The sequence below is a fragment of the Haladaptatus caseinilyticus genome, assembly GCF_026248685.1.
Taxonomy (GTDB): Archaea; Halobacteriota; Halobacteria; order Halobacteriales; family Haladaptataceae; genus Haladaptatus; species Haladaptatus caseinilyticus.
On record NZ_CP111036.1, the window covers coordinates 1,368,333 to 1,381,744 of the forward strand.

Annotated in this window: 6 protein-coding genes and 1 pseudogene; 5 read left to right on the forward strand and 2 right to left on the reverse strand. The window is 60.1% G+C overall.

Features of this window, described 5'->3' with window-relative positions:
- Positions 1-33: 33 nt before the first annotated feature.
- From OOF89_RS07520 to OOF89_RS07535, 4 genes are all read left to right on the forward strand, one after another.
- Positions 34-2,154 carry a bifunctional metallophosphatase/5'-nucleotidase gene (locus tag OOF89_RS07520; protein WP_266074796.1) on the forward strand — a complete coding sequence of 707 codons (2,121 nt, stop codon included), beginning with the start codon at positions 34-36 and terminating at the stop codon, positions 2,152-2,154.
- A gap of 216 nt (positions 2,155-2,370) precedes the next feature.
- Positions 2,371-3,795, forward strand: coding sequence for an MATE family efflux transporter (locus tag OOF89_RS07525; protein WP_303657556.1), 1,425 nt, complete (start codon positions 2,371-2,373; stop codon positions 3,793-3,795).
- A 160-nt stretch (positions 3,796-3,955) separates the two neighbouring features.
- Positions 3,956-5,587, forward strand: coding sequence for an alkaline phosphatase family protein (locus OOF89_RS07530; protein ID WP_266074798.1), 1,632 nt, complete (start codon positions 3,956-3,958; stop codon positions 5,585-5,587).
- An 82-nt stretch (positions 5,588-5,669) separates the two neighbouring features.
- The gene (locus OOF89_RS07535; RefSeq protein ID WP_266074800.1) at positions 5,670-7,175 is read left to right on the forward strand and encodes an FAD-dependent oxidoreductase; all 1,506 of its coding nucleotides are present in this window, start codon (positions 5,670-5,672) and stop codon (positions 7,173-7,175) included.
- A 250-nt stretch (positions 7,176-7,425) separates the two neighbouring features.
- On the opposite strand, the pseudogene OOF89_RS07540 reads toward OOF89_RS07535, so the two are convergent.
- Positions 7,426-8,672, reverse strand: a pseudogene (locus OOF89_RS07540) (MFS transporter).
- 57 nt (positions 8,673-8,729) lie between these two features.
- Positions 8,730-10,469, reverse strand: coding sequence for a helix-turn-helix domain-containing protein (locus OOF89_RS07545; protein ID WP_266074802.1), 1,740 nt, complete (start codon positions 10,467-10,469; stop codon positions 8,730-8,732).
- A gap of 138 nt (positions 10,470-10,607) precedes the next feature.
- On the opposite strand from OOF89_RS07545, the gene OOF89_RS07550 reads away from it, so the two are divergent.
- Positions 10,608-13,409, forward strand: coding sequence for a S8 family peptidase (locus OOF89_RS07550; protein WP_266074804.1), 2,802 nt, complete (start codon positions 10,608-10,610; stop codon positions 13,407-13,409).
- Positions 13,410-13,412 lie beyond the last annotated feature (3 nt).

Consider the following 13,412-nt stretch of genomic DNA (forward strand, 5'->3'; position numbering starts at 1 on the left):
AACTATACGATTACGACCAAAATACGTCCGTGAATGCGAACACTGTTACCAATACTCTTCGCGCTGTGTCTGGTTACCGGTGCGGTCGCTCCAACCCTCGCCACAGCATCGATACCCGAATCGTACGACGGTTCGACACTGAATGCCTCGTCGAACACCTCGGACACCGGTTCAAACACACCAAATGCACAGCCGTCTTCGACGACACTCACGATTCTTTCGTACAACGACATCCAGACTGCCGCCGTGGAGAACGGGACGTTTCCGCGGATGGCAACGCTCATCGAGCGTCGAAGGGCGGCCCACGACAATCCCACCGTCGTCCTCGGTGGTGGTGACGAAGTCAGCCCCCACTCGTTGTCACCGCTAACGACGTGGAAAACTCCTGTCAAAGGTTTGAACGTCATCGCCCCCGACGCGGAAGTCATCGGGAATCACGATTTGGACTACGGGTTCGAAGCCGTCGAAAACTTCTCCGCGGAATCCGAGTTTCCGTGGCTCATGGCGAACATCGAGGATTCCGAGACGGGCGATCCGATTCCAGGGACGAAACCCTACACGGTCATCGAGCGCGACGGCGTGAAGGTCGGTGTCATTGGACTTGCAGACGAGAAAATCAGGTCGAAGACTGCAGTTGACTTCGATGAAGAAGGCTACGAACTGACCGAGTACGCCGAAACCGGAACGGAGTACGCGACGATGCTCAAGGAGGAGAAAAACGTCGATGCGGTCGTCGTTCTCGGCCACTTCGGCGTTCCAGTCGCGAAAGACCTCGCGAATCGGACGGGGAACGTCGATGCCATCGTCGTCGGCGACGACGAGGTCGAATATCCCCCTGACGTGACCAGCGGGACGGTCATCATGGAGGCGGAAGCACGTGCCGAACACGTCGCGGAAGCGAACCTCACGATCCAAAACGGCGAAGTCGTCGGCTGGGACGGTCGGCTATTGAACGTGACCGACGCCAATCCGAAAAACGAGACGCTGTCGCGAATTATTACCGAAGACCGCGGTGACGTTCTCTCGCGTTTCGTCGGAAGATCCGAGGTCGAACTCGACGCCCGATTCGCCTCGAACTATCACGACGAGACGGCCTACGGCAACCTCATTACCGATGCCTTCCGCGAAGAAACCGGTGCCGACGTGGCCCTAACGAACGCCGGTGGCATTCGTTCGAACAGTATCTACGGCCCCGGCAACATCACCGCCGGAGACGTGTACAACGCGCTCCCCTTCCGTAACTCGTTGGTGACGGTCGAACTTTCCGGTGCGGAACTGAAGGAACTGCTCGCCAGTCAAATCGTCACGCTCGAAAGCGAGGAGGGGAGGCGGTACGGGCAGGAGTCCAAACTGCAAGCCAGTGGCGTTCACTACGAGTGGAACGGCCATGCCGCTACGCCGCCAGCGGAACGCATTCAGGACGTGTGGGTCAACGGTGAACCACTGTCCGAGGACGGGACGTACACCGTCACGGTCAACTCCTATATGGTTGGCTGGGACGGCGTCCTCGCGAACGCGACGCGTATCAGCAGTACGAAGAAACTCTACGGAACGGTCACGTTGGAGTACATCGAGGAACACAGTCCGGTCGCCCCCGAGAAAACGAACCGAATCCGACGGGTCGATGCGAACGGCGGTGTATCCGCGGTAACGCTCGACGGTGAAGGAGACGTGACGGTCACGTTCGACGCACCCGACAACGCGACCGCGGTCGTGGACGGAACCTACTATGCCATGTGCGGTTGCGGCGGTACCGTTTCGGCCGAACATGTGACTCTCGACGAGGGCTCGTTGATGGTCACCTTCGACGACACCGAACTCCGCTCGCTCGTGCTCGACGCCGATACCGGTCTACAGGTGTACGGACAGTATATCGATTCACAGTACGACGGCAAGCGGTCGTACTTCGACCACTCCGTGTTCAACGGACGACTCGATTCGTCCGTCGAGTACGAGACGACCACGACTGAACCCGGAACGACGACGATTGCAAAAACGACCGAATTTGGGCAGACAACCGTAGGAACGACCGAATTCGGTCGAACGCAAACGACTAACGGAACCACCACCGGAACGACCGGCCAACCCGGATTCGGAATCGGAGTGGCAGTCGTCGCGCTTGCGGGTGCGATGTTCGCACTGCAGAGGGATTGAACGAGCATCCGAAATCGTCGAGTTTCACGCTCCTGGATATCACTGCCGGTGCTTTCATCGCCGATTAATCCCTGTTTCAGCGTGTTTAGGATGTGTTTAATGGCCGTTTCCGCCGCCGTTCGGGACCTCCAATACCGTTCCGTTTTCGTGGCGGATATTGCCACCTGATTTCAGAGTCGAAATATTGAAACGGTACTATTTCGTTTCGAAGGTACGATGAATAGCACACAGCCCAGCAGTTCTATCACGGAAGGTGGGCTGGTGCGACCGATGTTCGAACTCGCGTGGCCCATCGTCGTTATCCAGCTTCTCCAGGTGACGTACAACGTTGCAGACACCTTCTGGTTGGGGCGACTGTCGTCCGACGCGGTCGGCGCGATGAGTGTCGCGTTCCCGCTCATTTTCTTCCTCATCTCCATCGCGGGCGGGTTTACGACCGCTGGAAGCATCCTCGTCGCCCAGTACACCGGTGCCGATAGCGAAGGGTCGGCGGGGAAGGTCGCCGGCCAAATTCTGTCGTTCGTGGCACTTCTCTCGGTTATTTTGGGGATTCTCGGGTTTTTTCTCACCGAGCCAATGCTCACGTTGATGCCCTCGCAGGCCGCGACGACGGACGATATAATCCCGCTCGCCCGCGACTACATGGAGGTGTTCTTCCTCGGTCTGCCGTTCCTGTTCGGCTTTTTCGTCTTCTCCTCGTTGATGCGAGGCTACGGCAACACCCGAACGCCCATGCGAATCATGTTCGTCAGCGTCGTCATCAACGTCGTCCTCGACCCGATTCTCATCTTCGGGGTGGGACCTATCGAGGGAATCGGAATCAAAGGTGCTGCACTCGCGACCATCTCTGCACGGGCGATTGCGACCGTGCTCGGCCTCTATGTCCTGTTCGTCGCTCGTGCCGGACCGGACGTTCAAATCGACGACCTCGTGCCCGACCTCAGCTACATCTGGGACATCGTTCGTATCGGGACGCCGAGTGCCCTCGAACAGTCCACCAGTGCGATGGCGATGATTACGCTGACGGCGATGGTCGTCCAGTTCGCCCCGCCCGTTGTCAGTGCTTACGGACTCGGTAATCGTCTCGCTTCGCTGGTGTTTCTTCCGGCGATGGGACTCGGCCGTGCGACGAACACGATGGTCGGACAGAACCTCGGTGCCGAGAAACCCGGGCGAGCAGAACGAGCCGTTTGGCTCGCGGCAAAAGTCGGGACCGTGGTAATGCTCGTCGTTGCGATAGTTGCGGCACTGTTTCCGGAACCGATCGTCGGCGTCTTTATGGCGACAGGGTCGCCGGAAGCCGAAATGACCATCGAGTTCGGAAGCGACTATCTCCGGATTCGCTCGGTCGAGTTCGCGTTCATGGCACTACTGCAAGTGCTCTTAGGGGCGTACCGTGGGGCCGGGAACACGAAGACGGCGATGGCGTTCTCGATGGTGACGTTGTGGCTCGGTCGGGTCCCCGTCGTGTACTATCTGGCATTCGTCCGGGACATGGGTCCGTCCGGAATCTGGTTCGGAATGGCCATCGGAAACGTCGTCGGGGCGATTACTGCCGCGCTCTGGTTTACTCGAGGGACGTGGAAACAGACCGTTATCGAGGATTCGTCGGTTGCGATTACGGATGGCGAAGGCGACTGATTTACTGCTCTGGAGGTTTAAGCGTGCCATAATAAAATGAGTAGAACTGGTAGGGGTCACCAATGAGTCTGGCGAGCGTCGCAAAACGGGTGCTATCTGAAACCTGTTCGACGACTGTAATGAAACGCGCTGGCCGAAACTGTATCCCAGGTGAGACACGATGAGCAACGTAGATGTCCTCCTCATCGGCATCGATGCGGGCTGTCTGCCAGTTTTCGAACGCCTCTACGAAGACGACGTTATCCCGAACATCCGTTCTATCTGTGAGGATGGCGCGTCGGCTCCGTTGGAGTCCCAGATGCCACCGTGGACGCCGAGTGCGTGGCCATCGCTGTACACCGGCGTCAATCCCGGCAAACACGGCGTTTGTGGATTCGTCGCCTACGATGGATACGACTTCCACGTGGTGAGCGGAAACGACGTAGAAGAACACTCGATATGGTCGCTCCTCGATAAACACGGCAAATCGAGCGTCGTCGTCAATGTGCCGGTGACCCATCCACCGAACGAGATCGACGGTGCGGTCATTCCGGGATTCATCGGTCCGGAGAACCCACGATGTTATCCCGATGGGCTGTTGGACGAGGTTCGTGAGGAAATCGGCGGCTATCGGGTGTATCCCAACTACTCGCGTGGCGACACCAGATTCTCCGACGCGGAGAAGATGGACGAGTATACGAACCTCGTGCGAATGCGCGGTGAAGCGTTCCGCTACCTCGCGGATAAGCACAGCCCCGACTTCGGATTCGTCCAGTTCCAGAAGACGGATACCGTTTTTCACGAGTTCGACGGCGACTGGGACAAGGTAAAAACCGTCTACGAGGAGACGGACAGACAGGTCGGCGAGATACTCGACGAGTGCGACCCGAACACGGTCCTCATCGCCAGCGACCACGGGATGGGTCCATACGACAAATACGAGTTCCGCGTCAACGAGTTTCTTCGGGACGAGGGCTACGTGAAGGCGCGAAAAGGTGGAAAGGGGATGCCGTCGTGGAACCCGATTCAGGAGGAACTTCGTGAGGGCAAAGACACCAAGACGTGGGAACCGAACACCTTCGAGCGACTGGCCGCAAAGATGGCCGAGTTCGGGTTCACTGCCCACCGCATCAGGACCGGTCTGGAGAAGGTCGGTCTCGCCGAAATCGCCAAACAGTACGCGCCGAAAAACGTCGCCCGAACCGGCAACGAGCAGGTCGATTTCCCGAAATCGACCGCGTACATGCGCGCTCGAACCGAGTTGGGTGTTCGAATCAACTTACGAGGGCGCGAACCGGAGGGAATCGTACCCCCCGACAAATACGACGAGGTTCGAGACGAACTGATAGAAAAGCTCAGTGCCGTCGAAACCCCGGATGGCGAACCGATATTCGGTGAAGTCGCGCCCCGTGAGAAATATTTCCACGGAAAGAACGCGGACAACGCCCCTGACATCGTAACGATTCCGAACGAGATGGGACAGTTCCTCTCCGCACAGCTGCTTGGGGACTACTTCGCACCGCCGACGGAACCGTGGAACCACAAACTGGAGGGCGTCGTCGCCGCGAAAGGGCAGGGAATCGACCGAGACGGAATGCCGACGAAGGCGCACCTCTTCGACGTGGCTCCGACGATCATGTCCATCTTCGGAATCCCGTACAGCGACCGAATGGACGGGTCCGTGATTCCGTTCGCCGAGGACATCGGCGCACAGAGCTATCCGGAGTACGAGGAGGACGACGACGTCTCCATGAACAGTGAAGACGAAGCGGGCGTCGAAGAGCGGTTGGCCGACCTCGGCTACATGCAGTAGCTCCCTCCCGGGGGAACGGTCGTCTTCCGTACCGGCCCATCCGCTTATTCGGCGTGGCCTCGAACGCGTTCGAGGGGGTTTCATGAACGAGAACGAGTTACCGGGCACGGATGCATCACTTTGGTTAGAGACGACGCCATCGACCGACTTTCAGCCATTGGCCGAGGATAAACGGGTCGATGTCGCGGTCGTCGGGGGTGGTATCGCCGGTCTGTCCATCGCCATGGAACTCACGGACGCCGGAAAATCGGTTGCCGTACTCGAAGCGAAGCGGATAGCGTCCGGTGTTACTGCCCGAACGACGGCCAAGGTGACGAGCCAACACGGGCTCGTTTACGACGAGTTGACATCGAAGTTCGGCCGCGAAAAGGCGCGTCAGTACGCGGATGCGAACGAGGCAGCCATCGAAATCGTCGCCGACAGAGCCGACCGAATAGAGTGTGATCTTCGAAGGGTACCGGCGTACACCTTCGTCAACGACGAAAACGACCGAAACCGGGTTCGAAGGGAGGTGAACGCCGCCCGAAACGTCGGCCTCCCGGCCTCGTTCGTCGAGAGGATTCCACAGATACCTGCTGCCGTAGCCGCGGTTCGATTCGACGACCAAGCGCAGTTTCATCCCCGGAAGTATCTGCTCGGCCTCGCCGACGAGGTTTCGCACGACGGTTGCGACGTGTTCGAAGGGACGACGGTAACGGGGGTAACGCCGGGTTCGCCCTGCGAAGTCGAAACCGCACGCGGTACCGTGCTCGCCGACGACGTCGTTCTCGCGACTCACTTCCCGATAACTGACCCTGCGGGATACTTCGCCCGAATGTATCCGAAACAATCGTACGTGGTGGCCGTTCGAACGCGGGACCCGGCGCCGGATGGGATGTTCTATCGGACCGGAACGCCGTACTTCTCCGCCCGGTCGCACGAAATCGACGGCGAGTCGGTCGTCCTCGTCGGCGGTCAGAACCACAAGACCGGGCAGGGCGGTTCGACTACGGAGCGGTACCGAGCGGTCGAACGCGAGGCGAGAAACCACTTCGACGTTGACGAGGTCGTTTTCCGTTGGTCGACGCAAGACTACCGGTCGGTAGACGGCGTACCGTTCATCGGTCCCATCGCACCGTGGCGAGAGCACGTGTACGTTGCGACCGGGTTCGGCGGGTGGGGAATGACGACCGGCGTCGTAGCGGGTCGAATCCTCGCGGAGGAGATCGCTGGAACGGGCAGCGAGTGGGCCGACGTGTTCGACCCCGGACGGTTGCCGCCGCTCTCGAACGCAACGTCGTTCGTCGAGGAGAACACGAACGCCGGAAAACAGTTCGTGGCGGATTGGACGACCAAACCGCACGCAACCACGGAACCACTACCACCGGGTAATGCGCGGATCGTTCGTGAAAATGGCAGCGCAATCGCCGAGTATCGGGACGAAAACGACGAACTCCATCGCGTTTCGGCAGTCTGTACCCACCTCAAATGTCTCGTGAAGTGGAACGACGCGGAGGAAACGTGGGACTGTCCGTGTCATGGCTCACGATTCGACTGCGACGGGTCGGTTCTCGACGGTCCAGCGGTTCGTGACCTCCCAAAGCGATAGCGTCGCAGTCGGGTGATCGTACTAGATCTCGGGGAGATAGCGCCCAAGATGCTACGTCACGAACGCCCTCGTCGTATCGCAATCTGTGGTTTCGTGATGTGCCATCCGCTTTCGTATCCATCGGCGTGTCGAAATCCGCTGTCCCTCTCATTCGTTGTCCTCCATTCGATTACACCGTCGTCAGGGTGATCAAATCGGGTACAGATGGCTACAAACTCGAAAATCGAAATATGGAGATGCCTATCGGCTCTCACCACTGCGTCAGCGCCTTGGCGCCATGCGAATACGACAGCACGCCGAAGAAGGTCAGGACGCCGGAAATAGACGTCAGTCCGCCCACGTAGAACACCCACTGGATGCCGGGACCGGTCATCAGGATGCCCGCCAGAATCGGGGCGAGGATGCTACCGGGTCGCCAAACTAACTCCCGGATTCCGAAGCTGCTGGCCACGCCTGCTCCGTCCGCACCTTCGTCCGCGAACAACGCCATGCTGGCTGTTCGCGGAAACTGTCCGCGACGCCGAGTAGTGCGTTGAGGAAGACGAGCGGCAGGAAAGCGGGCGAGAGTTCGCCGAGGGTGGGGAACAGTGCGGGCAGCCCGAGCACCGTTCCAATCGCGGGCGCAAACGGAATACAGAGCGCGACGAGTCCGTACATACCCCCGCCGACGAATACGAACAGGGCGCGGCCGTACTGGTCGGAGAGTCGCCCCGTGTGGGGCTGAAACAGCATGTTCATGAATTTCTCCGAGATGAGCACGACGCTGACCGCGAGCGCCGCGTAGGCCAGTCCACCCCTCGAAGCCTCCAGCCCCGCATACACGACGACCCAGTTTCGGACCATCGTCACCGCGACGGCGTACTGCGACCGGAAACTCGTCAGCGTCAGGAGTTTGCGGTTGAGCGCCAAGTTGGAGAACGGAAATCCCTCGATTCGTGTTCCGTCGCGTTCGACGAATAACAGTACACCGAGCGAAGCTGGAATCAACAGGGCAACGATGACGCCGAAAACCACGTCAAATCCGTATCGAGCGTACAGCATGGCAGCGGAAATCGACCCGAGGATGGACGCGGCGAACCGCGCCGCGTTGGCTTTTCCAATGTGGTTCGCGCGTGTGTCTGCCGACGAGAGTTCACCGACCAACGAGAGCGTGATGAGGCCGGTACCGGTGATGGCGATGCCTTGCAGCGCCCGCGCCGCGATGAAGCCCCAACTACTCTCCACGAAGGGGAACGCGGCGTACGATAGAACCGACAGCGCGAAGCTCCCGAGCAGGACGGTTCGTTTGTCGTATCGGTCACCCGCCCACGCCATCGGAACGACGACGACGGTCTGTGCTGCGGTGAGTCCGGAAACGAACAACCCGACGACGACGCCCGATTGGGGGTCGAGGATGTTGAGGTACTCCGGCAGAAGCGTCGCCAGCGTAATGAAACCGAACCCCGTGGCGAACCGCGTGAGATAGAGCGCGTAGAATTGGACTCGAGTTCGGTGCACGGTCTTCCCTGCGAAGAAACGCGGAAAAACCCTTTCGTTTCGAAATAGATGTGCTGGTCAGTCGTCCGCACTTGCCGTCGGTCGATTGGCGAACGCATTTCTTGTCTCCGAAGAGAGCCGATTGACGATCGCTCGACCATCCCGCTCCCGCTCGATCAATCCGTCCGCTTCCAGTCGTTTTAGGTGGTGCGTAACGGTGCTTGGATCGCGTCCCAGTTCGTCGGCCAGTTCGCCACCGGAGGCTGGTTCCCTGCGGGCGACCGCATCGAGCACCGCCGCAGTCGGCCCGTCGGCTAACGCGGCGGCCAGTTCGACTCCCTCGTCGTCGGGATAAAACCGGCGCTTGCCGCGCAATTTCGCTCCTGTTATCATCTTCTCTCGCTCCAACACCCGGAGATGATGCCGAATCGTCGAGAGCGACACGCTCATCCGTTCGTCTAACTCCGAGAGGTACAACCCCGGCGTTCGCTCGATTCGAGCGAACAGGTCCTGCCGTACCTCATGCTCCAACGGATCGGAATCGTCGTATCGGCTATATCGATACATCGTCATAAATCGCCAGAGTCGGGGGGTCCCCTTTCCCGTACTGACGGGTGCGACCGACGCCGCACCCGAGTTTATCGTCAGCGCGGTTACATCCGGGAGGTGACTGGCGACGCCCATTACGAGCGCTGCACCGGCAAGTCCCGCGGCTTCGACTGGTTTCGGAATCGATTCTTCCGACGGGTATCGCTGGCGTGCGTTCGTTTTCGACGGAGTCCCGTCGGCGCTATCCAGTTCACCGCCTGCGTCCGCCGTTTCATCCGTTGCTCCCAACGACTCACTGTCCGATTCCGTCCGCTTACCATCCGCTCTTGCGTCGCCTGTTTCACGCTGGTTTGCCGACGCGGGTTGTTGTCCGACTGTTTCCGCGGTCACTGCTTCGTTGCCGCTCTCTGCGACGCGTTCCTTTGCGGTTTCGGCTGCATTCGTGGCGCCGTCCATCCCCGACTTGGTACGTCCCTGGCGCTGAATCCCTGTATCCGCCGTTTCATCGGTGTGGTCATCTCTCGACTTCGAGACCGTTTCCGCCCCGGCCGAATCCCTCTGACCAGTCGATGGAGCTGACTTTGGAACGTTTTTCGGCGTAGTCACACCCCCTTCGGGTGATGGCTGCTCGACCGCCCCGGTTCGGTCGTCGTCCGTTCGTGCCATCGCAGTCGTCTGACCTGCTTCGGGATCGGGGGAATCGACCGCACCGCTTGTTGTCGTGGCATCCTCGACGGACTCGCCCGTATTTCCGATGGGATTTCCAATCGAAGCTTCCGTCGTTTCCGTGGTATTCGGGACGGATGGTCCGCCGTTGTTGGCTGTCCCATCAGTCGAGTTCGAACCGATATCGGTGACGCCGTCCCCGGAGTCCGTGATTTGATTTGTCCCGTCCGTCGGGTCGGAAACGGGTTCGGTCACGTCGTCGGTCGAATCCTCGGGCGTATCCGTAGTCGTATCAACACCGGTCGAAGGAGTGTCCGAAACGGTGTTCGTTGCGTCTCCGACCATACCACTGTTAGATTCCGCTGTCGTCGTCACTGGCGTCGGTGTCGTCGTTTTCGCACTCGTCGCAGCAACAGTCGTACTCGGGATCGTTTCGGCGCTCCCCGTCGCGGATATCGTTGTTGCCGATTCGGCACTCATGGTGTTCGTGCTGTCCAATGCCGCTCCGCTCGTCCCGCCACCCGGAATCGCAAGGGCCATGCTCGGCAAGCAAAGTAATGCGGCGAGCAGTACCACAACGGGCCGGTCGATAGATACGGCCATCCCCTCCTCTGTCCTCAGATATCATACACCGTTCCAGATATTTAGTGCTGACTGTCGTTATCCCAACTATTTGCTCCGTTTGGACGTTTGGATGGTTTTGTCACAATCTCTTTTCAGTGGGTAGTTCTCCCATGGTGTATGGGAACAGAGCATTCTCAAGATGATTGTACTAATGAACTTTCTCGACGAACATTTCTCGCAGCGAGCGGCGCTCTCGCCGGAGCAGGCTTCCTCTCGACCGGCGATGTAACCGCGAATGGCTCGTTCGACGACCGATTTTCGAACTGGCGGGTGAGGGAAGCGACGCACGCATGGGACCGTGGTTATCGCGGTCGAACCGACCGAACGATCGGCTTGACCGACAGCGGCATCGATTCGCGTCATCCCGATCTCGGTCCGTGGAACGGCGTTCGAGCAGTCGCCCGCGACGGCGAACTTCTCATCACGAAGGACGCCCCCGACGCCGTCAACCGAGTCGAACTCACGACGTCGGAATCCTTCTCCGGCTCGATCGGCCCCGGTACGTTCGCCGCACCGGAGACGAAACGCCACGCCTTCGTCGTGCCCGACGGTGCGGACGAGATTCAGGCAACCTGCGCGTGGTCGCCGGAGAACGTCCAGGGCGAAGGCGAAGATCTCGAATTCTATATCGAAGACGCATCGGGGGAACGCGTCGCCAGCTCTGCAACCGCGGAAAACCCTGAAACGCTCACGGTGGGTTTGACTCCCGGCAACGAGTATACGTTCGTCGTCGAAACGTACCTGAACGCCACCGCTGACTACGAAATCACGGGCGACTACTATCGATATGAGGGGTCGCTTACGCCCTACAGTGGGAGTGTCTTCCCGTCAGGTAACGTGACCCCGGACACCCCGAAAGTCGTCGGCTGGTACGACTCCGGTAGTCGTTACGGAAGCTACGCCAAACCGCGGGACGAGAATGGCCACGGGACACACGTCACGTCCATCATGGCTGGCTCCGGTATCGCCAGCGCGGTTGACCCGGATACGGTAACCGAAGACGAACCCCAGACGACGTTGACACTCGGTGAGACGCTCTCCTACGAAGTCGATGCACGCCCGGACCGCGGCATTTTCGGCGGCGCATACGGCGACGGCATCGAAATCATCATCGAGGGCCCGAACGGACAGGAACTCGGCTCCTCGAAGGTGCTCTCGGATACGAGCGAGTGGGACAACAACGTCGCGGAAGCCCATACCGTCCACCAGTCCGGTACCGCGACCTACACCGTCTACGTCCGCCCTGCGGAAGGCGAATCGGCCTCGACCGGGACCGTCGATTCCGTGAGCGTCGGCGCGTTCTTCGGTGAGGACGAGTCGGTCGGTGACCGACTCGCAAGTGGTGACCGTTCCGTCCACGCCGGGATCGCACCCAATTCGAGCGTCGTCGGATTACAGGGTCTCGGCGGTGCGACCGCCGACCTCGCACGACACGCCGAGACGTTTGCCGACCGGTTCAACATGCGTGTCGTCAACATGTCGTGGGGGTACGTCGGCGGCGCACCACTCGGCGCGGCGGGGGGGCTGCTGGCCGAAGATCCATCGATTATCAAGGATATCGCGTCTGCGGGCATCCTCGTCTCCGCTGCCGCAGGTAACGCCGGAACGCCGGCCAACGGAAACGGTGCGCCGAACGTCGCCGACGAGACCATTTCGGTCGTGGCGACCGGCCCGCTCGACGGTATCGCGGCGTACTCCAGCGGAGGTCTCGGAGCATACGACGAAGACTCGGACACGGTCTACCGCAAACCGGACGTAACCGCTCCCGGCGGAACCGTCACCGACCTCGCGCGGGCGGCGAAGAAAGGCATCGCCGCCGACCCCGAGAGCGAGCAGCCACCCATCCGTGATTACACGGGCAAAGCTGGCACGAGCATGGCCGCACCGTACGTCTCTGGGATTTCGGGACTCGTCGCGGAGGCGATGGAAAGCGACGACGCGCCGAGCGCGATTCGACTCTCGTCGCCGGATGATGCAGGGTTGGAGGACGTGTATCTGCTCAAACAGGCCATCCTCGCGACTGCCTCGGAAACCGCGTTCACTGCGGCACCCTACCATCGAACGGAGGGACCGACCTACGATTTCGGTTCTCGTGACCCCTACGAGGGCTACGGTCGGGCCAACGTCGGAACGGCAATCGACGCCGTGTCCCGAGACATTACCGGTGTTTCGAGCGACACCATCGGGCTGAACGTCCCCGAAGACGAGCGCGCCTTCGCTGGCTACGTCGAAGCAGGGCCGGGAACCGTCGAAGTCGACGTGTCCTTCAGCCACCTGTCTGGCGGTAACAAGGGCATAGCGAAAGGTAACCCCCATATCGACCTGTTCGTGTACGACGCAGAAAATCCGTCCACGAACGGCGAACCGAACATCCTCGCTCGAACGCAGGGACTGACGGGAGACGCTTCCCTCACCGTCTCTCTCGGTCGGAACAGTGGCCAGAACGTGTTGTACGTCGTCGGCAAACTCGTCAACGTTCCCGGTGCCGTCAACGGCAACGACGTGCAGGCGCATTTCGACGTGAACGTGACGGCCAAGGACGGCTTCTTCGTGGATGGTACGCGCGAGAACGATGCCACCGTCTTTACCGGCGGCCAGACGAACCAGGTGAACCTCTCGGTCGACCCGTCCGAAACTTCGCAGGTTCGCGACGTGGTGCCGACCGAGTGGACCGTTCTGACGGAATACTCCGACGATGTCGCTCGTGTCGAAGATGTGGGCGACGTACAGCACGTCTACTTCGAAAACGACGCGACCGCCGATCAGCAGACAGAGTTCACCTACTTCGTTGAGGCACCCGACTCGCTGGCCGAATCCGGCGAATACACCTTCGGTTCCCTGCAAGTGAACCCCGGTTCGTCGTGGGTGGACGTGAGCGGAACGAACGACACGCTGGTTGTCGTCGGTGCCAGCTCATAAGGT

Excerpts from the sequence above, each read along its gene's own strand:
- OOF89_RS07520 (WP_266074796.1), top strand. The coding sequence starts at position 34 with ATGCGAACACTGTTACCAATACTCTTCGCGCTGTGTCTGGTTACCGGT.
- OOF89_RS07525 (WP_303657556.1), top strand. The coding sequence starts at position 2,371 with ATGAATAGCACACAGCCCAGCAGTTCTATCACGGAAGGTGGGCTGGTG.
- OOF89_RS07530 (WP_266074798.1), top strand. The coding sequence starts at position 3,956 with ATGAGCAACGTAGATGTCCTCCTCATCGGCATCGATGCGGGCTGTCTG.
- OOF89_RS07535 (WP_266074800.1), top strand. The coding sequence starts at position 5,670 with ATGAACGAGAACGAGTTACCGGGCACGGATGCATCACTTTGGTTAGAG.
- OOF89_RS07545 (WP_266074802.1), bottom strand. The coding sequence starts at position 10,469 with ATGGCCGTATCTATCGACCGGCCCGTTGTGGTACTGCTCGCCGCATTA.
- OOF89_RS07550 (WP_266074804.1), top strand. The coding sequence starts at position 10,608 with ATGGGAACAGAGCATTCTCAAGATGATTGTACTAATGAACTTTCTCGA.